General features: G+C 74.3%; 22 protein-coding genes. 18 read left to right on the top strand and 4 right to left on the bottom strand.

The window, feature by feature from the left end:
• Positions 1-14: 14 nt before the first annotated feature.
• The 4 genes from alr to ung all read left to right on the top strand — a co-directional run bounded on the left by alr (position 15) and on the right by ung (position 3,468).
• A complete protein-coding gene (gene alr, locus D7193_RS19015; RefSeq protein WP_120780861.1) occupies positions 15-1,133 on the top strand; it encodes an alanine racemase in 1,119 nt (372 codons plus the stop codon).
• Positions 1,130-2,218, top strand: coding sequence for an alpha/beta fold hydrolase (locus D7193_RS19010; protein WP_120780860.1), 1,089 nt, complete (start codon positions 1,130-1,132; stop codon positions 2,216-2,218). Before alr ends, D7193_RS19010 begins: the two co-directional genes overlap by 4 nt.
• A complete protein-coding gene (tsaE, locus tag D7193_RS19005; protein WP_120780859.1) occupies positions 2,215-2,697 on the top strand; it encodes a tRNA (adenosine(37)-N6)-threonylcarbamoyltransferase complex ATPase subunit type 1 TsaE in 483 nt (160 codons plus the stop codon). Before D7193_RS19010 ends, tsaE begins: the two co-directional genes overlap by 4 nt.
• Positions 2,698-2,769: 72 nt before the next feature.
• Positions 2,770-3,468 (top strand): uracil-DNA glycosylase, encoded by a 699-nt coding sequence (gene ung / locus D7193_RS19000; protein ID WP_174242665.1) that lies wholly within the window; start codon positions 2,770-2,772, stop codon positions 3,466-3,468.
• A gap of 4 nt (positions 3,469-3,472) precedes the next feature.
• Here the strand turns inward: ung and D7193_RS18995 are convergent, their stop codons facing one another.
• Positions 3,473-4,144, bottom strand: a complete 672-nt coding sequence (locus D7193_RS18995) for a helix-turn-helix domain-containing protein (RefSeq protein ID WP_241563196.1) — start codon at positions 4,142-4,144, stop codon at positions 3,473-3,475.
• 56 nt (positions 4,145-4,200) lie between these two features.
• Here D7193_RS18995 and D7193_RS18990 point away from each other — a divergent pair, with 56 nt between their 5' ends.
• The 7 genes from D7193_RS18990 to D7193_RS18960 all read left to right on the top strand — a co-directional run bounded on the left by D7193_RS18990 (position 4,201) and on the right by D7193_RS18960 (position 10,531).
• On the top strand, positions 4,201-4,428 hold the full coding sequence (locus D7193_RS18990; RefSeq protein ID WP_120780856.1) for a hypothetical protein: 228 nt from the start codon (positions 4,201-4,203) through the stop codon (positions 4,426-4,428).
• Between the two features lie 27 nt (positions 4,429-4,455).
• Positions 4,456-5,148, top strand: coding sequence for a tRNA (adenosine(37)-N6)-threonylcarbamoyltransferase complex dimerization subunit type 1 TsaB (gene tsaB / locus D7193_RS18985; protein ID WP_120780855.1), 693 nt, complete (start codon positions 4,456-4,458; stop codon positions 5,146-5,148).
• Positions 5,145-5,597, top strand: coding sequence for a ribosomal protein S18-alanine N-acetyltransferase (rimI, locus tag D7193_RS18980; protein ID WP_120780854.1), 453 nt, complete (start codon positions 5,145-5,147; stop codon positions 5,595-5,597). Before tsaB ends, rimI begins: the two co-directional genes overlap by 4 nt.
• Positions 5,598-5,600: 3 nt before the next feature.
• Positions 5,601-6,647, top strand: a complete 1,047-nt coding sequence (tsaD, locus tag D7193_RS18975) for a tRNA (adenosine(37)-N6)-threonylcarbamoyltransferase complex transferase subunit TsaD (RefSeq protein WP_120780853.1) — start codon at positions 5,601-5,603, stop codon at positions 6,645-6,647.
• A 10-nt stretch (positions 6,648-6,657) separates the two neighbouring features.
• Positions 6,658-6,912 carry a hypothetical protein gene (locus D7193_RS18970; RefSeq protein WP_120780852.1) on the top strand — a complete coding sequence of 85 codons (255 nt, stop codon included), beginning with the start codon at positions 6,658-6,660 and terminating at the stop codon, positions 6,910-6,912.
• Positions 6,913-6,992: 80 nt separating this feature from the next.
• Positions 6,993-8,693, top strand: coding sequence for an ABC transporter transmembrane domain-containing protein (locus D7193_RS18965; RefSeq protein ID WP_120780851.1), 1,701 nt, complete (start codon positions 6,993-6,995; stop codon positions 8,691-8,693).
• Positions 8,693-10,531 (top strand): ABC transporter ATP-binding protein, encoded by a 1,839-nt coding sequence (locus D7193_RS18960; RefSeq protein WP_120780850.1) that lies wholly within the window; start codon positions 8,693-8,695, stop codon positions 10,529-10,531. Before D7193_RS18965 ends, D7193_RS18960 begins: the two co-directional genes overlap by 1 nt.
• Before the next feature lie 135 nt (positions 10,532-10,666).
• On the opposite strand, the gene D7193_RS18955 is transcribed toward D7193_RS18960, so the two are convergent.
• The 3 genes from D7193_RS18955 to ybaK form a co-directional block, all read right to left on the bottom strand.
• Entirely contained in the window at positions 10,667-11,407 is a 741-nt protein-coding gene (locus tag D7193_RS18955; RefSeq protein WP_120780849.1) for a DUF4142 domain-containing protein, read from the bottom strand.
• Positions 11,408-11,613: 206 nt separating this feature from the next.
• Positions 11,614-11,907 carry a DUF1707 SHOCT-like domain-containing protein gene (locus D7193_RS18950; protein WP_120780848.1) on the bottom strand — a complete coding sequence of 98 codons (294 nt, stop codon included), beginning with the start codon at positions 11,905-11,907 and terminating at the stop codon, positions 11,614-11,616.
• Positions 11,908-12,001: 94 nt separating this feature from the next.
• Entirely contained in the window at positions 12,002-12,487 is a 486-nt protein-coding gene (ybaK, locus tag D7193_RS18945) for a Cys-tRNA(Pro) deacylase (protein WP_120780847.1), read from the bottom strand.
• Positions 12,488-12,735: 248 nt separating this feature from the next.
• Between ybaK and D7193_RS18940 the strand changes: the two genes are divergently transcribed.
• The 7 genes from D7193_RS18940 (at position 12,736) to D7193_RS18910 (ending at position 16,229) form a co-directional block, all read left to right on the top strand.
• Entirely contained in the window at positions 12,736-13,272 is a 537-nt protein-coding gene (locus D7193_RS18940; RefSeq protein ID WP_120780846.1) for a MauE/DoxX family redox-associated membrane protein, read from the top strand.
• Positions 13,273-13,283: 11 nt separating this feature from the next.
• Positions 13,284-13,808, top strand: a complete 525-nt coding sequence (locus tag D7193_RS18935; protein WP_120780845.1) for a hypothetical protein — start codon at positions 13,284-13,286, stop codon at positions 13,806-13,808.
• 223 nt (positions 13,809-14,031) lie between these two features.
• Positions 14,032-14,604 carry a hypothetical protein gene (locus D7193_RS18930; protein ID WP_120780844.1) on the top strand — a complete coding sequence of 191 codons (573 nt, stop codon included), beginning with the start codon at positions 14,032-14,034 and terminating at the stop codon, positions 14,602-14,604.
• On the top strand, positions 14,601-15,029 hold the full coding sequence (locus D7193_RS18925; protein ID WP_120780843.1) for a hypothetical protein: 429 nt from the start codon (positions 14,601-14,603) through the stop codon (positions 15,027-15,029). The genes D7193_RS18930 and D7193_RS18925 overlap by 4 nt, the downstream gene beginning before the upstream one ends.
• Before the next feature lie 13 nt (positions 15,030-15,042).
• Positions 15,043-15,585, top strand: a complete 543-nt coding sequence (locus tag D7193_RS18920) for a thioredoxin domain-containing protein (protein WP_120780842.1) — start codon at positions 15,043-15,045, stop codon at positions 15,583-15,585.
• Complete coding sequence (locus D7193_RS18915) at positions 15,582-15,905, top strand: hypothetical protein (protein ID WP_120780841.1); 324 nt, start codon at positions 15,582-15,584, stop codon at positions 15,903-15,905. Before D7193_RS18920 ends, D7193_RS18915 begins: the two co-directional genes overlap by 4 nt.
• Positions 15,906-15,971: 66 nt before the next feature.
• A complete protein-coding gene (locus tag D7193_RS18910; RefSeq protein ID WP_120780840.1) occupies positions 15,972-16,229 on the top strand; it encodes a hypothetical protein in 258 nt (85 codons plus the stop codon).
• Positions 16,230-16,241 lie beyond the last annotated feature (12 nt).

Here is a 16,241-nt window from a genome sequence, read left to right as displayed (position 1 = left end):
AGTACGCTGGGCGCATGTGGCAGGCCGAGGTACGCGTCGATCTTGACGCCATCCGTGACAACGTGAGCCGGCTCCGGTCCGGCACCGCCGCGGACGTGATGGCGGTGGTGAAGGCCGATGGCTACGGGCACGGCATACTCCCGGCCGCCCGCGCGTCGCTCGACGGCGGGGCGACGTGGCTCGGCGTCTGCACGCTCGACGAGGCGCTCACGTTGCGCCGGGGCGGCATCACCGCTCCCGTGCTGGCGTGGCTGCTCGCTCCCGGGCTGCCCCTGCACGAGGGGATCACGGCCGGGGTCGACCTGGCCGCCGCCAGCCTGCCGCAGCTGGACGAGATGGTCGAGGCGAGCCGCCGGGCGGACCGGCCGGCCCGGCTGCACCTCAAGATCGACACTGGGCTGTCCCGGGGCGGGGCCACCGTCGCGGACTGGCCGGCCCTGCTCGACGCCGCCGCCAAGGCGCAGGCCGACGGCCTGGTCGAGGTCGTCGGGGTGTGGAGCCACTTCGTGTACGCCGACATGCCGGGCCACCCCACGACGGACCGCCAGCTGGCCGTCTTCCACGAGGGGCTGGCCATGGTCGAGCGGGCCGGCCTGCGCCCGCGCTACCGGCACCTCGCGAACTCGGCGGCCACCCTGACCCGGCCCGACACCCACTTCGACCTGGTCCGGCCCGGGATCGCCGTCTACGGCCTGTCCCCGGTCGCCGGCGAGACGTTCGGGTTGCGGCCCGCCATGACCGCCCGGGCCCGGGTGATGCTCACGAAGCGGGTGCCGGCGGGGACCGGTGTCTCGTACGGGCACACGTACACGACCGATCGGGAGACCAACCTCGCCGTGGTGCCGCTGGGCTACGCCGACGGGGTGCCCCGGCACGCCTCGAACAGCGGCCCGGTGCAGCTCGGCGGCGTGCGGCGGGTGATCTCCGGACGCGTCTGCATGGACCAGTTCGTGCTCGACTGCGGCGACGACGCCGTGGCCGCCGGTGACGTGGCGACCCTCTTCGGCAGCGGCGCCGACGGCGAGCCGACCGCCGACGACTGGGCCGACGCGGTCGGCACGATCAACTACGAGATCGTCACCCGGTTCGGCGGCAGCCGGGTCCAGCGGATCTACGACGGCGAGCGCCCGTGAGTCCGTACCGCATCCCCCGGCCGCGGACCGCGACCGGCCGGGTCGCCGGGGTGGTCGGCGCCGCCGTGGGTGTGGCCGCCGCCGGGCTCGCGGCCGGTGTCGCCACCGAGCGCGCCCTGGTCCGCCGCCTGAAGGCCGACCCCGCCGACCGGTACGCGCACGAGCCGTTCGGCCAGCAGCCGTACGACGAGGCGTTCCGGCTGGAGCTGCCGGACGGCACCGACATCCACGTCGAGGTGGTCGAGCCGACCCGCCCGGTGCCCGGCAACCCCACGGTGGTGCTGGTCCACGGCTTCTGCCTGGACATGGGCACGTTCTACTTCCAGCGCAAGCTGCTCAGCGAGCGCGGCGAGCACCGGGTCGTGGCGTACGACCAGCCCGGGCACGGCCGGTCGGGCCGGCTGGAGACCGGCGAGTACGACCTCACCGTGCTCGGGCGCACCCTGCGCCGGGTCATCGACCGGACCGTCCCGGAGGGGCCGCTCGTGCTGGTCGGCCACTCGATGGGCGGGATGACCATCATGGCGTTCGCCGAGCTGTTCCCGGAGCTGTTCGGCGACCGCGTCGTGGGCACCGTGCTGATGGCCACCTCGGGCGGCCTGCTCGCCGAGACGAAGCTGGTGGCGCCGGCGCTGCTCGGCCGGGTCGGCGGGCCCGTGCTCCAGGTGATGAGCAACGCCACCCGATACGGCGGCACGGTCATCGACAGGGCCCGCAAGTCGACCTCGAACGTCGCCTGGCTGCTCACCCGCCGCTACGGCTTCGGCGGCGGCAGGCCCAGCCCGGCCCTGGTGTCGTACGTGGAGACGATGAACTCGCGGACCTCGGCGGACACCGTGACCCGGTACCTGCGTACGCTGGCCACGCACTCCCGGTTCCCGGCGTTGGCCGCGCTGGCCGACACGCCGGTGCTGGTCGTGGTCGGCGACAAGGACATGATCACTCCGGTGACACACTCCGAGGAGATCGTCCGCCGGCTGCCGCACGCGGAGTTCGTCAAGATCTCCGACAGCGGGCACGTGGTCATGCTGGAACACGCGGACGAGGTCAACGCCGCGCTGGTGAGGTTCCTGGAGGAGCTGTGAGTCTGGTCGTGAAGCTGCCGACCGTCAGCGACACGCAGGAGTTCGGCCGGCGGCTGGCCGAGCTGCTGCGGGCCGGCGACCTGGTGCTGTTGACAGGCCCGCTGGGCGCCGGCAAGACCGCCCTCACCCAGGGCATCGGCGCCGGGCTCGGCGTGCTCGGCGAGGTCACCTCGCCGACCTTCGTGATCGCGCGGGTGCACCGGCCGGACCCGGCCCGGGGCGGACGCGTCCCGCTCGTGCACGCCGACGCGTACCGGCTGGGCGACGCCGCCGATCCCCGGGCCGAGATCGACGACCTGGACCTGGACGCCTCGGTCGACGAGTCGGTCACCGTGGTCGAGTGGGGCGAGGGCATGGTCGAGCAGTTGACCGACGCGCACCTGAGGGTCCGCCTCGACCGCCGGGACGACGACACCCGGATCGTCGAGCTCGACCCGGTGGGCGGCGACTGGGCCCAGCGCCTCACCACCCTCGGCTGAGCCCGCGGACGGCCTCCGCGGCGGTGTCGGTGGTTGCTGGTAGGAAGGGGGCCGATCGACGAAAGGTTGCCGATGGCTGACGTCCCCGCCCTCGACCTGCTGGCGCTGCTGCCGGAGGAATGGCGTGCCGTGCTCACCCCGCACCTCGACCCGGCGCGCACCGCGGCGCTGGCCGACTTCGTGGCTGGCGAGTACGCCAGCCAGACGGTCTTCCCGCCGCTGCCCGACCTGTTCTCTGCCTACCGGCTCTGCCCGCCCCAGGCGTGCCGGGTGCTGATCCTCGGGCAGGACCCGTACCACCGGGCCGGGCAGGCGCACGGGCTCAGCTTCAGCGTCCGCGAGGGAGTGGCCGTCCCGCCGTCGCTGCGCAACGTCTTCAAGGAACTCGGCGACGACCTCGGCGTGCCGAAGCCGCGCGGCGGCAACCTCGCCGGCTGGGCGGCGCAGGGGGTGCTGCTGCTCAACTCGGTGCTCACCGTCCGGCAGGCGACCCCCGGCTCGCACGCCAACCGGGGCTGGGAGGAGTTCACCGACGCCACGATCCGGGCCCTCGACGCGCTTCCCGACCGGGTGGTCTTCCTGCTCTGGGGCGGCTACGCCCGCAAGAAGGCGGCCCTCGTGACCAACCCCCAGCACGTGGTGCTGGAGGCGGGCCATCCCAGCCCGATGAACCCGCGCGGCTTCCTCGGCAGCCGCCCGTTCAGCGCGGCCAACAAGGCCCTCGCCGACGCCGGGCTGCCCACGATCGACTGGGAGCGCACGGCCGGCTGACCGCTCACCGTCGCTCCCGCCAGCGGCGCAGCAGCGCGGCCGCGCGGGGATCGGTCACCTCCAGCTCGACCACCGGCACCACCCGGTAGCCGCGCTCGCCGTGCCGCACCTCGACGGCGTCGGGCAGCTCGTCGCACATGGTCGCGCGGATCTCGCCGTACCGCGTGCGCCAGCGATGCTCGCCCGGCTCCGCCGGGTCGACGTGCAGCCCGCCGAACTCGCTCCAGCGGGCGTTCCACCGCCGCCCGTACGCGGCCTCCAGCCAGCGCGTGAACCGGGCCGAGTCGCGCCACCGGACGGCCACCTCGGTGGCCTCCACCGGAACCGGCGCGCCCGGGAGGACGGCCGCCGTGGCCCCGGTGACCACGTACGGCAGGTCGCCGAGCCGGTCGAGCAGCCGGTCGAGGTTCAGCGCGTCGATCCGGTCGGCGACCGGCCGGGCGGCCAGATCGGTCATCGCGGCGTCGAGGTGCGCGTCGAGCGGCTCGACGGCCACCGCGAGCTGCACGTCGATGGCGGCGAGCAGCCGCTCCAGCAGCGGCACGCCGGGCGACCGGTCACCGCGCTCGATCCGGGCCACCGCGGTCTGGCTGACCCCGGCGAGGTCGGCCAGCTCGCGCTGGGTGAGCTCGCGCGACTCGCGCTGCTGGCGGAGGGTGCGACCGAGGATCGTCACGAGGCGGGACACCCCGGCATCTCGGCGATGGCACCCGAGGGCGGTACCGCAGAGGCATGTTCACGACTCTCCGGTTCGTGGGCGCCGGCGGCCGGGGTGGCGTCGGGCGTGAGGTCCAGGCAGTCGACGTCCAGCAGCCGGCCGGAGTCGCGGACCAGGCGATGGTGGTGGGGCTCGACGACCGGAGCCGGCTCGGGTGCGAGGTCGACGGCGGCCGGGGGGCCGTGCACGGCGCGACGGCGGGTGCTCCGCGCGGGCGGGGGGCGGGGCGTCACGTGGCGTGACGGCGGGGGCGGCTAGGCTGGCATACCGTGCTCGTACTCCTGGTGGACAGCTCGACCCCCGCGGTGACCGCGGCGCTGGTCGAGGTCTCGGCGGACAGCGTCGCGCTCCGGGCGCACCGGTGCACGGTCGATGCCCGGGCGCACGGCGAACTGCTCGCGCCGGAGGTCGACGCGGTGCTCGCCGACGCGGACGCCCGCCCGGCCGACCTCGCCGCGATCGTGGCCGGCCTCGGCCCCGGCCCCTTCACCGGGCTGCGGGTGGGCCTCGTCACCGCCGCCACCATGGGCCAGGTGCTGGGCGTTCCGACGTACGGCGTCTGCTCGCTGGACGGCATCGGTTACCCGGCGGCCGCCGGCGAGCCGGTCCTCGCGGCGAGCGACGCGCGGCGCAAGGAGATCTACTGGGCCGTCTACGACGGCGCCGGCCAGCGGATCGCCGGGCCGGAGGTCGACGCTCCCGACGCGGCCGCCGCCCGCGCGCGCGACCTCGCGGTGACCGTCGCGGTGGGCGACGGCGCCCACCGGTACGCCGACGTGCTCGGGCTTCCGGTCCGTGCCGAGCCGCGCTACCCGGACCCGGTGGCGCTGGCCCGCCTGGCCGGCGAGCGGATCCGGGCCGGCGCGCCCGGCGAGCGGCTCACCCCGCTCTACCTGCGGCGCCCGGACGCCGTGGCGTCGATCGGCCGCAAGCCGGTCCTGCCCCCCGCGGTGACGCCGTGAGCGGTGTCCGGCTCGGCCGGTTCCGGTGGTGGCACATCGACGAGGTACTGCCGCTGGAGGCGGACCTGTTCGGCGCTGAGCAGTGGTCGCCGGCGATGTTCTGGAACGAGCTGGCCAACGGGCACTACTACCGCATCGCCACGGACGACGACGGCGCCGTGGTCGGCTACGCGGGCCTCACCGTCGCGCCGCCCGACGAGGCGTGGGTGCAGAACATCGCGGTGCGGCGCGACGCCCAGCGCCGGGGCATCGGCCGGCTGCTGCTGGAGGACCTGCTCGCCGAGGCGGTCCGCCTCGGTGCCCGCCGCACCCTGCTGGAGGTGGCGGCCGACAACGCCCCGGCCCAGCGGCTCTACGCGATGTACGGCTTCGAGCCGGTCGGCATCCGGCGCGGCTACTACCAACCGAGCAACACGGACGCGCTGGTCATGCAGCGGAACGAGGACTGACCCATGGCTGACGAACCGCTCATCCTCGGCATCGAGACCTCCTGCGACGAGACGGGGGTCGGCATCGTGCGCGGGCACACCCTGCTCGCCGACGCGCTCGCCTCCAGCGTGGAGGAACACGCGCGGTTCGGCGGCGTGGTGCCCGAGGTGGCGAGCCGGGCCCACCTGGAGGCGATCGTGCCCACCATGGACCGGGCGCTGAAGGAGGCCGGCGTCACGATCGCCGACATCGACGCGATCGCGGTCACCTCCGGCCCCGGGCTGGCCGGCGCGCTGCTGGTCGGCGTGGCCGCCGCCAAGGGGTACGCGCTCGCCGCCGAGAAGCCGGTCTACGGGGTGAACCACCTCGCGGCGCACGTCGCCGTCGACACCCTGGAACACGGTCCGCTGCCCGAGCCGGCGGTCGCGTTGCTGGTCTCCGGCGGGCACTCCTCGCTCCTGCTCGTGGACGACCTGGCCCGCGGCGTCACGCCGCTCGGCGCCACCATCGACGACGCGGCCGGTGAGGCGTTCGACAAGGTGGCCCGCCTGCTCGGGCTGCCGTTCCCCGGTGGCCCGCCCATCGACCGGGAGGCCCGGGCGGGCGACGCCGGGGCCATCGGTTTCCCCCGCGGGCTCACCGCCGCGAAGGACCTGGCTGCCCACCGGTACGACTTCTCGTTCTCCGGCCTCAAGACGGCGGTGGCGCGCTGGGTCGAGGCCCGGCAGCGGGCCGGGGAGCCGGTACCCGTGGCCGACGTGGCCGCCTCGTTCCAGGAGGCGGTCTGTGACGTGCTCACCGCCAAGGCGCTGGACGCGTGCCGCGCGCACGGCATCGAGACGCTGGTGATCGGCGGGGGAGTGGCGGCGAACTCGCGGCTGCGCGCGATGGCCGAGCAGCGGGCCGAGAAGCACGGCATCCGGGTCCGGGTGCCGCGCCCGCGGCTCTGCACCGACAACGGCGCGATGGTCGCCGCGCTCGGCTCGCACCTGGTCGCCTCCGGGGTCGCCCCCAGCCGGCTGGACCTGCCCGCCGACTCGGCCATGCCGTTGACCGTCGTGAGCGTCTGAGGGGAACGGCGTGATCGTCCGGATGTGGGAGGCGCGCGCGGAGTCGTACGGCCTCGCCGACCTCATCACCTGGGTCTGCGACACCGCGCTGCCCGAGTTCGAGCACGACCCGCGGCACCTGTCCAGCGAGGTCTACTCGTCCACCGACCACCGGGTGGTGGTCATCTCCAAGTGGCGCAGCGACCCGCGGCCGCTGCCCGACCCGCCCGCCATGCTGGTCGCCCGCCCGCCGCACGCCTGGGACTTCACCCAGGTCGACCGCTGATCCGGTGTGACGGAACCCTCGCTCACCGGGCGGTAATTGGTTCGCGCGGGTCACGGCCGGCCGCCTAGCGTCGAGGGGCCATGCGCTCCTTACCGGCCGGTGACCCCGGCGTACCCGACGACCGGTCGGCGACCCGCTACCTGATCTGGCTGGCGGGCCGGCAGAAGCTGCTGTTCACCGCCGGCATCCTGCTCGGCGTCACCTGGATGGTCGCCCAGGCGCTCATGCCGGCCGCCGTGGGCCGCGCCGTGGACGGGCTCAGCCACCGCGACGAGGACGCGCTGCTCACGTGGGGGCTGGTCCTGTTCGGGCTCGGCGTGCTCCAGGCGGTCGCCGGCATCCTGCGGCACCAGTGCGCGGTACGGAACTGGCTGGCCGCCGCGTACCGGACCGTGCAGCTCACCGTCGACACCGCGAACCGGCTCGGCGCGGCCCTGCCCCGGAGGGTGGCGACCGGCGAGGTGGTCAGCATCGGCACCTCCGACATCGACCAGATCGGCCACGCCGTCGACATCACCGCCCGGGGCACCGGCGCCGTGGTCGCCATCGTGACCGTGGCGGCGATCCTGCTGGACGCCTCGATGCCGCTGGGCCTCGTCGTGGTGCTCGGCGTGCCGGTGTTGATGGCCGTGGTGGCGCTGCTCATCCGGCCGCTGCACCGGCAGCAGCACGCGTACCGGGACGCCGAGGGGGCCCTCACCGGCCGGGCCGGCGACATCGTGTCCGGGCTGCGTGTGCTCCGCGGCATCGGCGGCGAGCCGGTGCTCTCCGCCCGCTACCGCGCCGAGTCGCAGGCGCTGCGCGCGCACGGCGTCCGGGTGGCCCGCGTCCAGTCGATGCTGGAGGCGGCGCAGGTGCTGCTGCCCGGCGCGTTCCTGGTGCTCGTCACGTGGCTCGCGGCCCGGTTCGCGCTGGACGGCCGGATCAGCCCCGGCCAGCTCGTGGCCTTCTACGGCTACACGGCCTTCCTCGTGAGCCCGCTGCGTCAGCTCACCGAGGCTGTGGACAAGCTGACCCGCGGGCACGTGGCGGCCCGGCGGGTGGTCCGGCTGCTCCGGCTCACCCCGGACCTGGTCGACCCGGCCCGGCCGGCGACCCTGCCGGCCGGCCCGGGCGAGCTGGTCGACGTCGAGTCCGGGGTACGGGTCCCGGCGGGCCGGTTCACGGCGCTCGCCGCCACCGCGCCCGAGGACGCGGCGGCCATCGTGGACCGGCTCGGCCGGTACACCGACTCGGACGCCACGCTGCACGGCGTACCGCTGCGGGACCTGGCGCTGGCCACGGTGCGCGAGCGGATCCTCGTGGCCGACAACGACGCGCACCTGTTCACCGGCCCGCTGCGCGCGGAGCTGGACCCGCATGATTCGGCCGACCCGGCGGCGCTCGACGCCGCGCTGCGGGCAGCGAGCGCCACGGACATCGTCGAGGCGCTGCCCGATGGGCTGGACAGCCGGGTGGCCGAGCGGGGCCGGGAGTTCTCCGGCGGGCAGCAGCAGCGGCTGCGACTGGCCCGGGCGCTCGTCGCCGACCCGGAGACGCTGCTGCTGGTCGAGCCGACCAGCGCCGTCGACGCGCACACCGAGGCCCGGATCGCGGGCGGGCTCGCCGCCGCCCGGGCCGGCCGAACCACCCTGGTGTGCACCACGAGCCCGCTGCTGCTCGGGCACGCCGACCACGTGATCTTCGTGGAGGACGGCAAGGTGGTCGCGGAGGGCGGCCACGCCGACCTGTACGACGGCGAGCCGCGCTACCGGGCCACAGTCAGCCGGGGGGAGGACTGATGGCCACGATGCTGCCCGTCGCGGACGCGGCACAGGTACGCCGCTACGCACGCACGCTGATCCGGCGGCATCCGCGCGCCCTCACCGTGGCGCTGGGCCTGCACGCTCTGGCCGCCGCGGCCGGTCTCGCGGCACCGCGCCTGCTCGGCGACCTCGTCGAGGGCATCTCCCGGGGCACGTCCCGGGTGACGGTGGACCGGATCGCCCTGCTCATCGCGGGGTTCGTGGTGGTACAGGCCGTGCTGGTCCGCTTCGCCCACCTGGCGTCCGCGCGGCTGGGCGAGCGGGTGCTGGCCCAGTTGCGCGAGGAGTTCGTCGACCGGGTGCTCGCGCTGCCGCTGGCCACCGTGGAACGCGCGGGCACCGGAGACCTGCTCACGCGTACCTCCCGCGACGTCTCCGCGCTCTCCCGTACGGTGCGTCTCGCCGTGCCGGAGACGCTGATCGCCGTCGTCACCGTGGCGTTCATCCTCGGCGCGCTGCTCCTGGTCGGCCCGCTGCTCGCGCTGCCCTGCCTGATCGCGGTGCCGGTGCTCTGGGCCGGCACCCGCTGGTACCTGCGCCGCGCTCCCGCCGGCTACCTGCGGGAGAACGCCGCCTACTCGGACATCACCGACGGGATCAGCGAGACGGTCGAGGGGTCGCGGACCACGGAGGCGTTGCGCCAGCAGGCCCGCCGCCGGGCCCGCACCGACGCCGACATCGGCCGGTCGTACGCGGCCGAGCGCTACACGCTCTTCCTGCGGACGGTCTTCTTCCCGGTGGCCGAGATCGGGTACGTGGTGCCGGTGGTGGCGACCCTCGTCATCGGCGGCTGGTTCTACCTGAAGGGGTGGGTGACCCTCGGCCAGGTCACGGCCGCCACGCTGTACGTGCAGCAGCTCGTCGACCCGGTGGACCGGCTGCTGTCCTGGCTGGACGAGTTGCAGGTCGGCGGGGCCTCGATGGCGCGCCTGCTCGGCGTGGCCGGGCCGGCGGCCGGCGCCGCGGGTTCGGCTACCGCCGCGGGTTCGCCCGCCGTCTCCGGGTCGCCCGCCGCCTCCGGGTCGGCCGCCGGCGCCGGGTCGGCAGCCCTCTCCGGGTCGGCCGTCGGCGCCGTCGAGGGGGACCGGCGGGTGGTGGTCCGGGACGTGCGGTACGCGTACCGGGTGGGGCGGGACGTGCTGCACGGCGTGACCCTGGAACCGGAACGGGGCGAGAAGCTCGCCATGGTGGGGCCGTCGGGCGCCGGCAAGTCGACGCTCGGCCGGCTGCTGGCCGGGGTGCACGCCCCGCGCAGCGGCTCGGTCACCGTGGCGGGCCGCCGGCTGGACACGCTGCCGCTGGCCGAGCTGCGTTCGCACGTCGCGCTGGTCACCCAGGAACACCACGTCTTCATCGGTACGCTCCGCGAGAACGTCGCGATGGTCCGGCCGGCCGCCACCGAGGCCGACGTGCGGGCGGCGCTCGCCGCGGTGGCCGCGCTGGACTGGGCGGAGGCGCTGCCGGACGGGCTGGACACGGTCGTGGGCTCCGGCGGGCACCCGCTCTCCCCGGCACAGGCGCAGCAGCTGGCCCTGGCCCGGCTCGTGCTGGCCGACCCGCACACCCTCGTCCTGGACGAGGCCACCTCGCTGATCGACCCGCGGGCCGCCCGCGAGCTGGAACGGTCGTTGGCCGCCGTCCTCAAGGGGCGGACGGTGATCGCGATCGCGCACCGGCTCTTCTCGGCCCACGACGCGGACCGGGTGGCGGTCGTCGAGGACGGCCGGATCACCGAGCTGGGCTCACACGACGAGCTGGTCGCCGCCGGCGGTTCGTACGCCGCCCTCTGGCGCTCCTGGCACGGAACCCCCTGACCGACCCTCCGCGCGTCCCCGCGCCTGTCCCCCCTTGCGCGTGATCATGAAGTTATTGCCCGCTGGCTCGGCGTGTCGTGGCAATAACTTCATGATCAACGCTTGCGGGGCAGGCGGGGCAGGCGGGGCAGCGGGCTAGGTGCGGCGGAGGAGGCGGTAGGTGGCCACGCCGCCGGTGCCGAGCGCGGCGAGGAAGACCAGCCAGACCACGGTGCTGCTCACCCCGACGCCGGGACCGCTGTTCGCGGAGGCGGCGGCGAGCAGCCCGTCGCTCCCCGGTGCGGGGAGGGCGGCCGGCGGCAGTTCGGGCCAGCGGACCAGGCCGGTGCTCTCCAGCATCTGCATGTGGTGCAGCACGAACCGGTTGGCGTCGTCGCAGAGCTTCCGTACGGTGGCGTCCCGGGTGCTGGCCCGCACCGCCCCGATCACCGGAAAGATCTTGCCGTGGGCGACCCGGAGCCGGGTCACGAAGATCTGGTCGAACCGGGCTCCGGAGGCGTTCTGCATCTCCGTGAGCCAGCCCTTCTGCTCGGCCGTGGGCTCCGACGGGATGCTGGCCCGCAGCTTGTTGGCCGCGTCCACGACGAGCTGGTCCAGTTCCTGGTGCTCGCCGGCGATGCCCGCGCCGATCTCCCGTACCTTGGCCGACTGGCCCTTCTCGGCCGCCATCTGACCGGCCGGCATCTCCCACAGTCCGGCCAACCGCACCCCGTTGAGCAGGGTCATGTCCGCGGCGTTGAGCTGTTGCCCGCCCGTGGGGGCGGCCACGGCGACGCCGGGCAGCACCGCGATCCCGGCCACGATCGCGGTGAGCAGCACCGCCGCGCGGTGAACCCGGTGTCCCGACCGGCGACGGACGGATCTGAGCGGTGCCATCTCTGCGGTGCCTCCTCGGTGCGGACCAACAGGGTCTGACCGGGCGGCCACCCGCCGGCCGCCCGCCGCCCACTGGTACGGACCGACCGACCGATCAGTTCAGCGCGTGACGGAAGCGGGCCGCCACAGCGGGCGACCGCGCTCGGGAGACGGCACGGGCCCGTTGGGCGGCCCGGCGCGGCCGGCGGAGCGGCGGTGGCCGGGTGTCAGCGGCTCACGGCCATGAACACGCCGAGCACGAGCAGGGTGAGTGCGGCGGCCGCGAAGACGACGAGCAGCTCGCGGCGACCGTGGGTCGTGGACGGCGGGCCGGCGGCAGCGGCCGGCGCGGGCAGGTCACGGGTCAGCGCGGCGAGGTCGCCGAGGGTCCGGGCGTTCCAGACGGCGCCCACCCGGTCGGAGAACTCGTCGAGGGTGAGCCGGCCCGCCGCGGTGTGCCCCTGCAGCTCGGCGACCACCCGCTGGCGGTCGTCGTCGGAGGCGCGCAGCTCGACGTCCACGCCGACAGCGTACGCAGCGCGGCGCGTCCGCGGGCTCCGTCGCTCGGTGGAGCATCCGCCGCGCGGAAGACCCGACGGCCGGCTCCCCGACCGGCTACGCGCGCCCCGCGGCGACGGGTGCGACGTGCGCCTGGGTCAGGCTCACGAGGTCGGCCGGGGCGAGCTGGAGCTGGAGGCCACGGCGACCGGCCGAGACGTAGATCGTGGGGAAGTCCAGCGCGGATGCGTCGAGCACCGTGGGGAGCCGTTTGCGCTGACCCAGCGGGCTGATCCCGCCGCGCACGTACCCGGTGGTGCGTTCGGCGACCGCGCGGTCGGCGAGCGCCGCCCGTTTGCCGCCGACGGCCGCCGCGAGGGCCTTCAGGTCCAGTTCGCCGGTGACCGGTACGACCGCCACGGTGAGCGCCCCGTCGACCTCGGCGACGAGTGACTTGAAGACCCGCTCGGGCGGCACGCCGAGGGCCGCCGCGGCCAAGGCGCCGTAGTTCGGCGCGTCCGGGTCGACGTCGTACGGATGGACGCTGTGCGCGATCTTCCGCTTGGTCAGCAGTGCCGTCGCCGGTGTGCCCTGTCCCGCCACGGTCCACAACCTACCTCCGACCTGCGGTCACGGTGCGCCCGCCGGAGGCCGTCGCGTGGTGCCGGCGTCCCGAGGAGTGGCCGCCCCGGCACCGAGAGCTTGACTGTCATCGATGTTCACAGTAAGAATCTGATCGCTCACTGAGAGATACACGACGATGAATTGTCGGCGTTCACCTGCCGCGACGCCGACCGACACGGGGGTGAGGCAGTGCCGGTGACCCATGTCCGGAAACGGACGACAAGATCATGATCGGCGCCGGCCTCGTCCTGGGTCTGATCGTCTGTGCCACGGCCGCCGTCTACGTGTCCGCCGGACTCGGCAAGTTCGCCGCACCCGAGCACACCCGGCGGGCCGTGCGGGAACTGTTCCGGCTCGACGAGCCGACCGCGCACGCCGCGGTCCGCGTCCTGGCCCTCGTGGAGCTGGCCGCGGGAGCGGGTCTCCTCGTCCCGGCGGCGCGTCCGGCCGCGGCGGTGGCCGCCGGCGCGCTGGGCCTGGCGTTCGCCGCCGCCGGTGCGCTCGGCCGGGCCCGCGGCACGGCCACCCCCTGCGGCTGCTTCGGCCGGGCGGACAGCGCGCCCCTGGGCCTCCGCTCCGTCGTCGTGGGCCTCGCGCTCGCGGCCGCCGCGCTCGCGGTGCTGGGCGGCGCGTCGGCCCTCACCCGACCCGATCTGCTCCCGGTGGGCGCCGCCGGCCTGACGGTGCTCCTCGCCGCCTGGACGTGGCGGGACATCGTCCGCGAGCTGATCCGCCCCCGGCCCACCCCGGCCAGCGACCATTGAGGAGTGTCGTCATGACGTACGTGTTCGGGTTCGCCCTGCTCGTCCTCGCCGGGGCCGTGGTGGTGCTCTTCGCGATGCTCGGCCAGCTCTCCGAGCGCTCCGGTGTGACTCCGGCGCAGGGCAGCGGCGTGCGGCTGCTGGAGGAGGCCCGGGTGGGCCGGGCGCCGGACGCCTGGCCCGCCGCGCTCGCCGCGTTCGCCGACGGGCCGCTGCGGATCGTCCTGGTGCTGAGCACCGCCTGCAACAGCTGCCGTACGGTCGCCGGCCAGCTCGCCGAGCGGACGGACGTGGCGGACGTCGCCGTGGTGGTCTCCACCGCCGACGCGCCGGTGGGCGCCGAGTTCGTGGCCGCCAACGGCCTGACCCGCCTGCCACACCACGTCGACGAGAGCGGTGCCTGGGTGTCCAGCCAGTTCGGCATCTCGGTCAGCCCCGCGGCCCTCGTCTTCCGCGACGGAGTGCTGATCTCCGCGCTGGCGTTCACCGACTTCACCGCGTTGCGGTCGACCGTCTCGCCGACGCGCCAGCGGGTGTAGCCCGACCACCCGACCACCCGACCACCCGACCCGACCACACCCGACCCCGGCCCGCACCCGACCGGTCCGCCAACGACCGACCGGTCGAGCGCGCCCGAAACCGTCCACGCAACGCCACGATCCGCCCGCCCGTGCCGTCAGAAGGGAGCTGTCCATGGTCGTCTGGGTCGTCCTCGGCATAACCGGCGCCATGCTGCAGGCCCTCAGCCCTTGAGGCGTGTCCATGGCCGGGGTCGCCGGTCCCATGTTGCGGCGGAACGCGTTCGAGGGCGTCCGGTTCCTGGTCGGCCTCGCCGTCGGCGGGCTGATCGCCGGCGTCGTCCTCGCGGTCCCGCTGTATCTCGCGGGTGAACTGCTCCAGCGGGCGCTGCCCGAGTGGCTGCGGCTGGTGCTGCTCGCGGCGGTCGCCGTCTGGCTCGGCGTGTCCGACCTGCGCGACCGTACCCCGCACATCTGGCGGCAGGTGCCGCAGCGGCTGGTCCGCACCCTGCCCGGCGGCACGCTCGGCGTGGTGTGGGGGATGGACCTGGGCCTGCTCTTCACCACGCAGAAGACGGTGTCGCTGATCTGGCTCGCGCTCGCCGCCGTCCTGCTGGTCGACGCCGGTTCGGCACCGCTCGTGCTGCTCTGCGTCGTCCTCGTCGCCAGCCTGCTGGTGTCGCTCTGGAGCCTGACCAGGTACGCCGACCTGCCGGAGAAGAGGAGTCGGAAATGGGTGGTCCGCGCACGACGCGTCTCGGGCGCGACGATGCTCGCGGTGGCGCTGTCCCTCGTCGCGACGGTCGTGGCGACATGACCCCGGTCATCGAACCGGACCCGGCGAAGGGCCAGGTGGTGGTGACCCGCTTCAACTGCGGCAACCTGCCCAGGATGCTGCTCGTCCTGATCATGCATGTGCGCATGAAGCGGCACGTCCGGCGGCAGGCCGTTGGCTACCTGGGCATCAAGGTGCTGGTCGACTGGCGGCAGCGGGTGGTGTTGAGCATCTCGCTGTGGCGGGACCTGGACAGCGTCTACTCCATGGGCCGGGTGACCCGGCACGTCGGCGCCGCCCGCGCGCCCGGCCGCCTCGGCATCACCACCACCTGCGGCGTCTTCTGCTACGCGGGCGAGTGGACCCGCGTGATGTTCGGCGGTCCCACCCGGTCCACGTCGCCCCTGCACCCACCCGCCCCGGCTCCCGACCGCCCGTCGCGGCCGGCCACCGCATCGACCGTGTGAAGGAAGGGACCCGATGAACTACCTGACCATCCTCGTGATGCTGCTGGTCGCCGGCGCGATCGTCCTGCTGTTCGCCATGGCCGGCGAGCTGTACGCGCGGACCGGTGGCCTGGAAGGCTCCCCGGAGTCGACGCCCGGCGGCACGGGCGTGCGTCCCCTGGAGGGGGCGCGGTTCGGTGCCCGCCCGCGTACCTGGCCGGAGCCCTTCACGAGGTTCGGCAGCGGGGGCCCGCACCTGCTCCTGGTGCTCAGTACGACCTGTGCGAGCTGCGAGGACGTCGCCGTGCAGCTCGCCGCCCAGCCCGACACCGACGATCTCGGCGTCGTCGTCACGACGGCCGACGCCGCGGACGCGGCGCAGTTCATCCACCGGCACGGCATCGCCCGGTTCCCGTACCTCGTCGACGAGGGCGCGACCTGGGTCTCCACCGAGTTCGGCGTCAAGATCAGCCCGTCCGCCGCGGTCATCAAGGACGGCCGGCTGGTCTCCGCATTGTTGTTCAGCGACGTCGCGGCAACCCGTGCCGCGGTGCACGCAGCGAAGGAGGCGGTATGAGCAACGACGAACGCGAGGCTCCCCGGTCCCGCGGAGGCGGGACCAGGCGGGGGTTCCTCGCCAAACTGGGCGCCGTCGGCCTGGTCACCTCGGGCGCGGTCTTCGCCCGGTCCACCCCGGCCATGGCCGCGAACTACCAGTGCTGCAACCTCGTCTACCCCCCGCCGAGCAGCAAGTTCATCAGCTTCAGCTCGTGCCGGTCGGCGACCAACTACACCTGGTCGTGCACGACGTCCGGCGGCTACCTCTGGTGCCAGTGCTGCGAGAAGAAGTCGGGCACCACGACCGTGGCCTCGGCCGCGTCCTGCCAGTACGGCTGATCGTCGGCCGGCCCAGCAACGAATCCCCCGAGCAGCACCGCCAACGACAGCAGAAAGGGGCGTGCGGTGAAACTTCCCATCGACCGCGGTCTCGTCGTCGTGGACGACGAAGCCGACGGCACCCAGACCGTCCGGGTCTGTGCCGACATCAGGAACGGCGAGGCCGTTGACGTCTTCGCCGAGCACAACGGCGCCGACCGGGTGAAGATCCACGACGGGGTGAACCTCACCCGGCGTGGCGCCCGCAGCTTCTCCACCCAGATCCTCGAGGTGTTCGACGAGGGCGGCGTGGTCAACATCAAGCGGGTCAGCTCCCACCGCTGATCCATGGAGGGT

Source organism: Micromonospora costi, from assembly GCF_003626655.1.
GTDB classification, from domain to species: domain Bacteria; phylum Actinomycetota; class Actinomycetes; order Mycobacteriales; family Micromonosporaceae; genus Micromonospora; species Micromonospora costi.
Note: the sequence above shows the minus strand (reverse complement) of the source record. Positions and strands in the feature narration are given on the sequence as shown.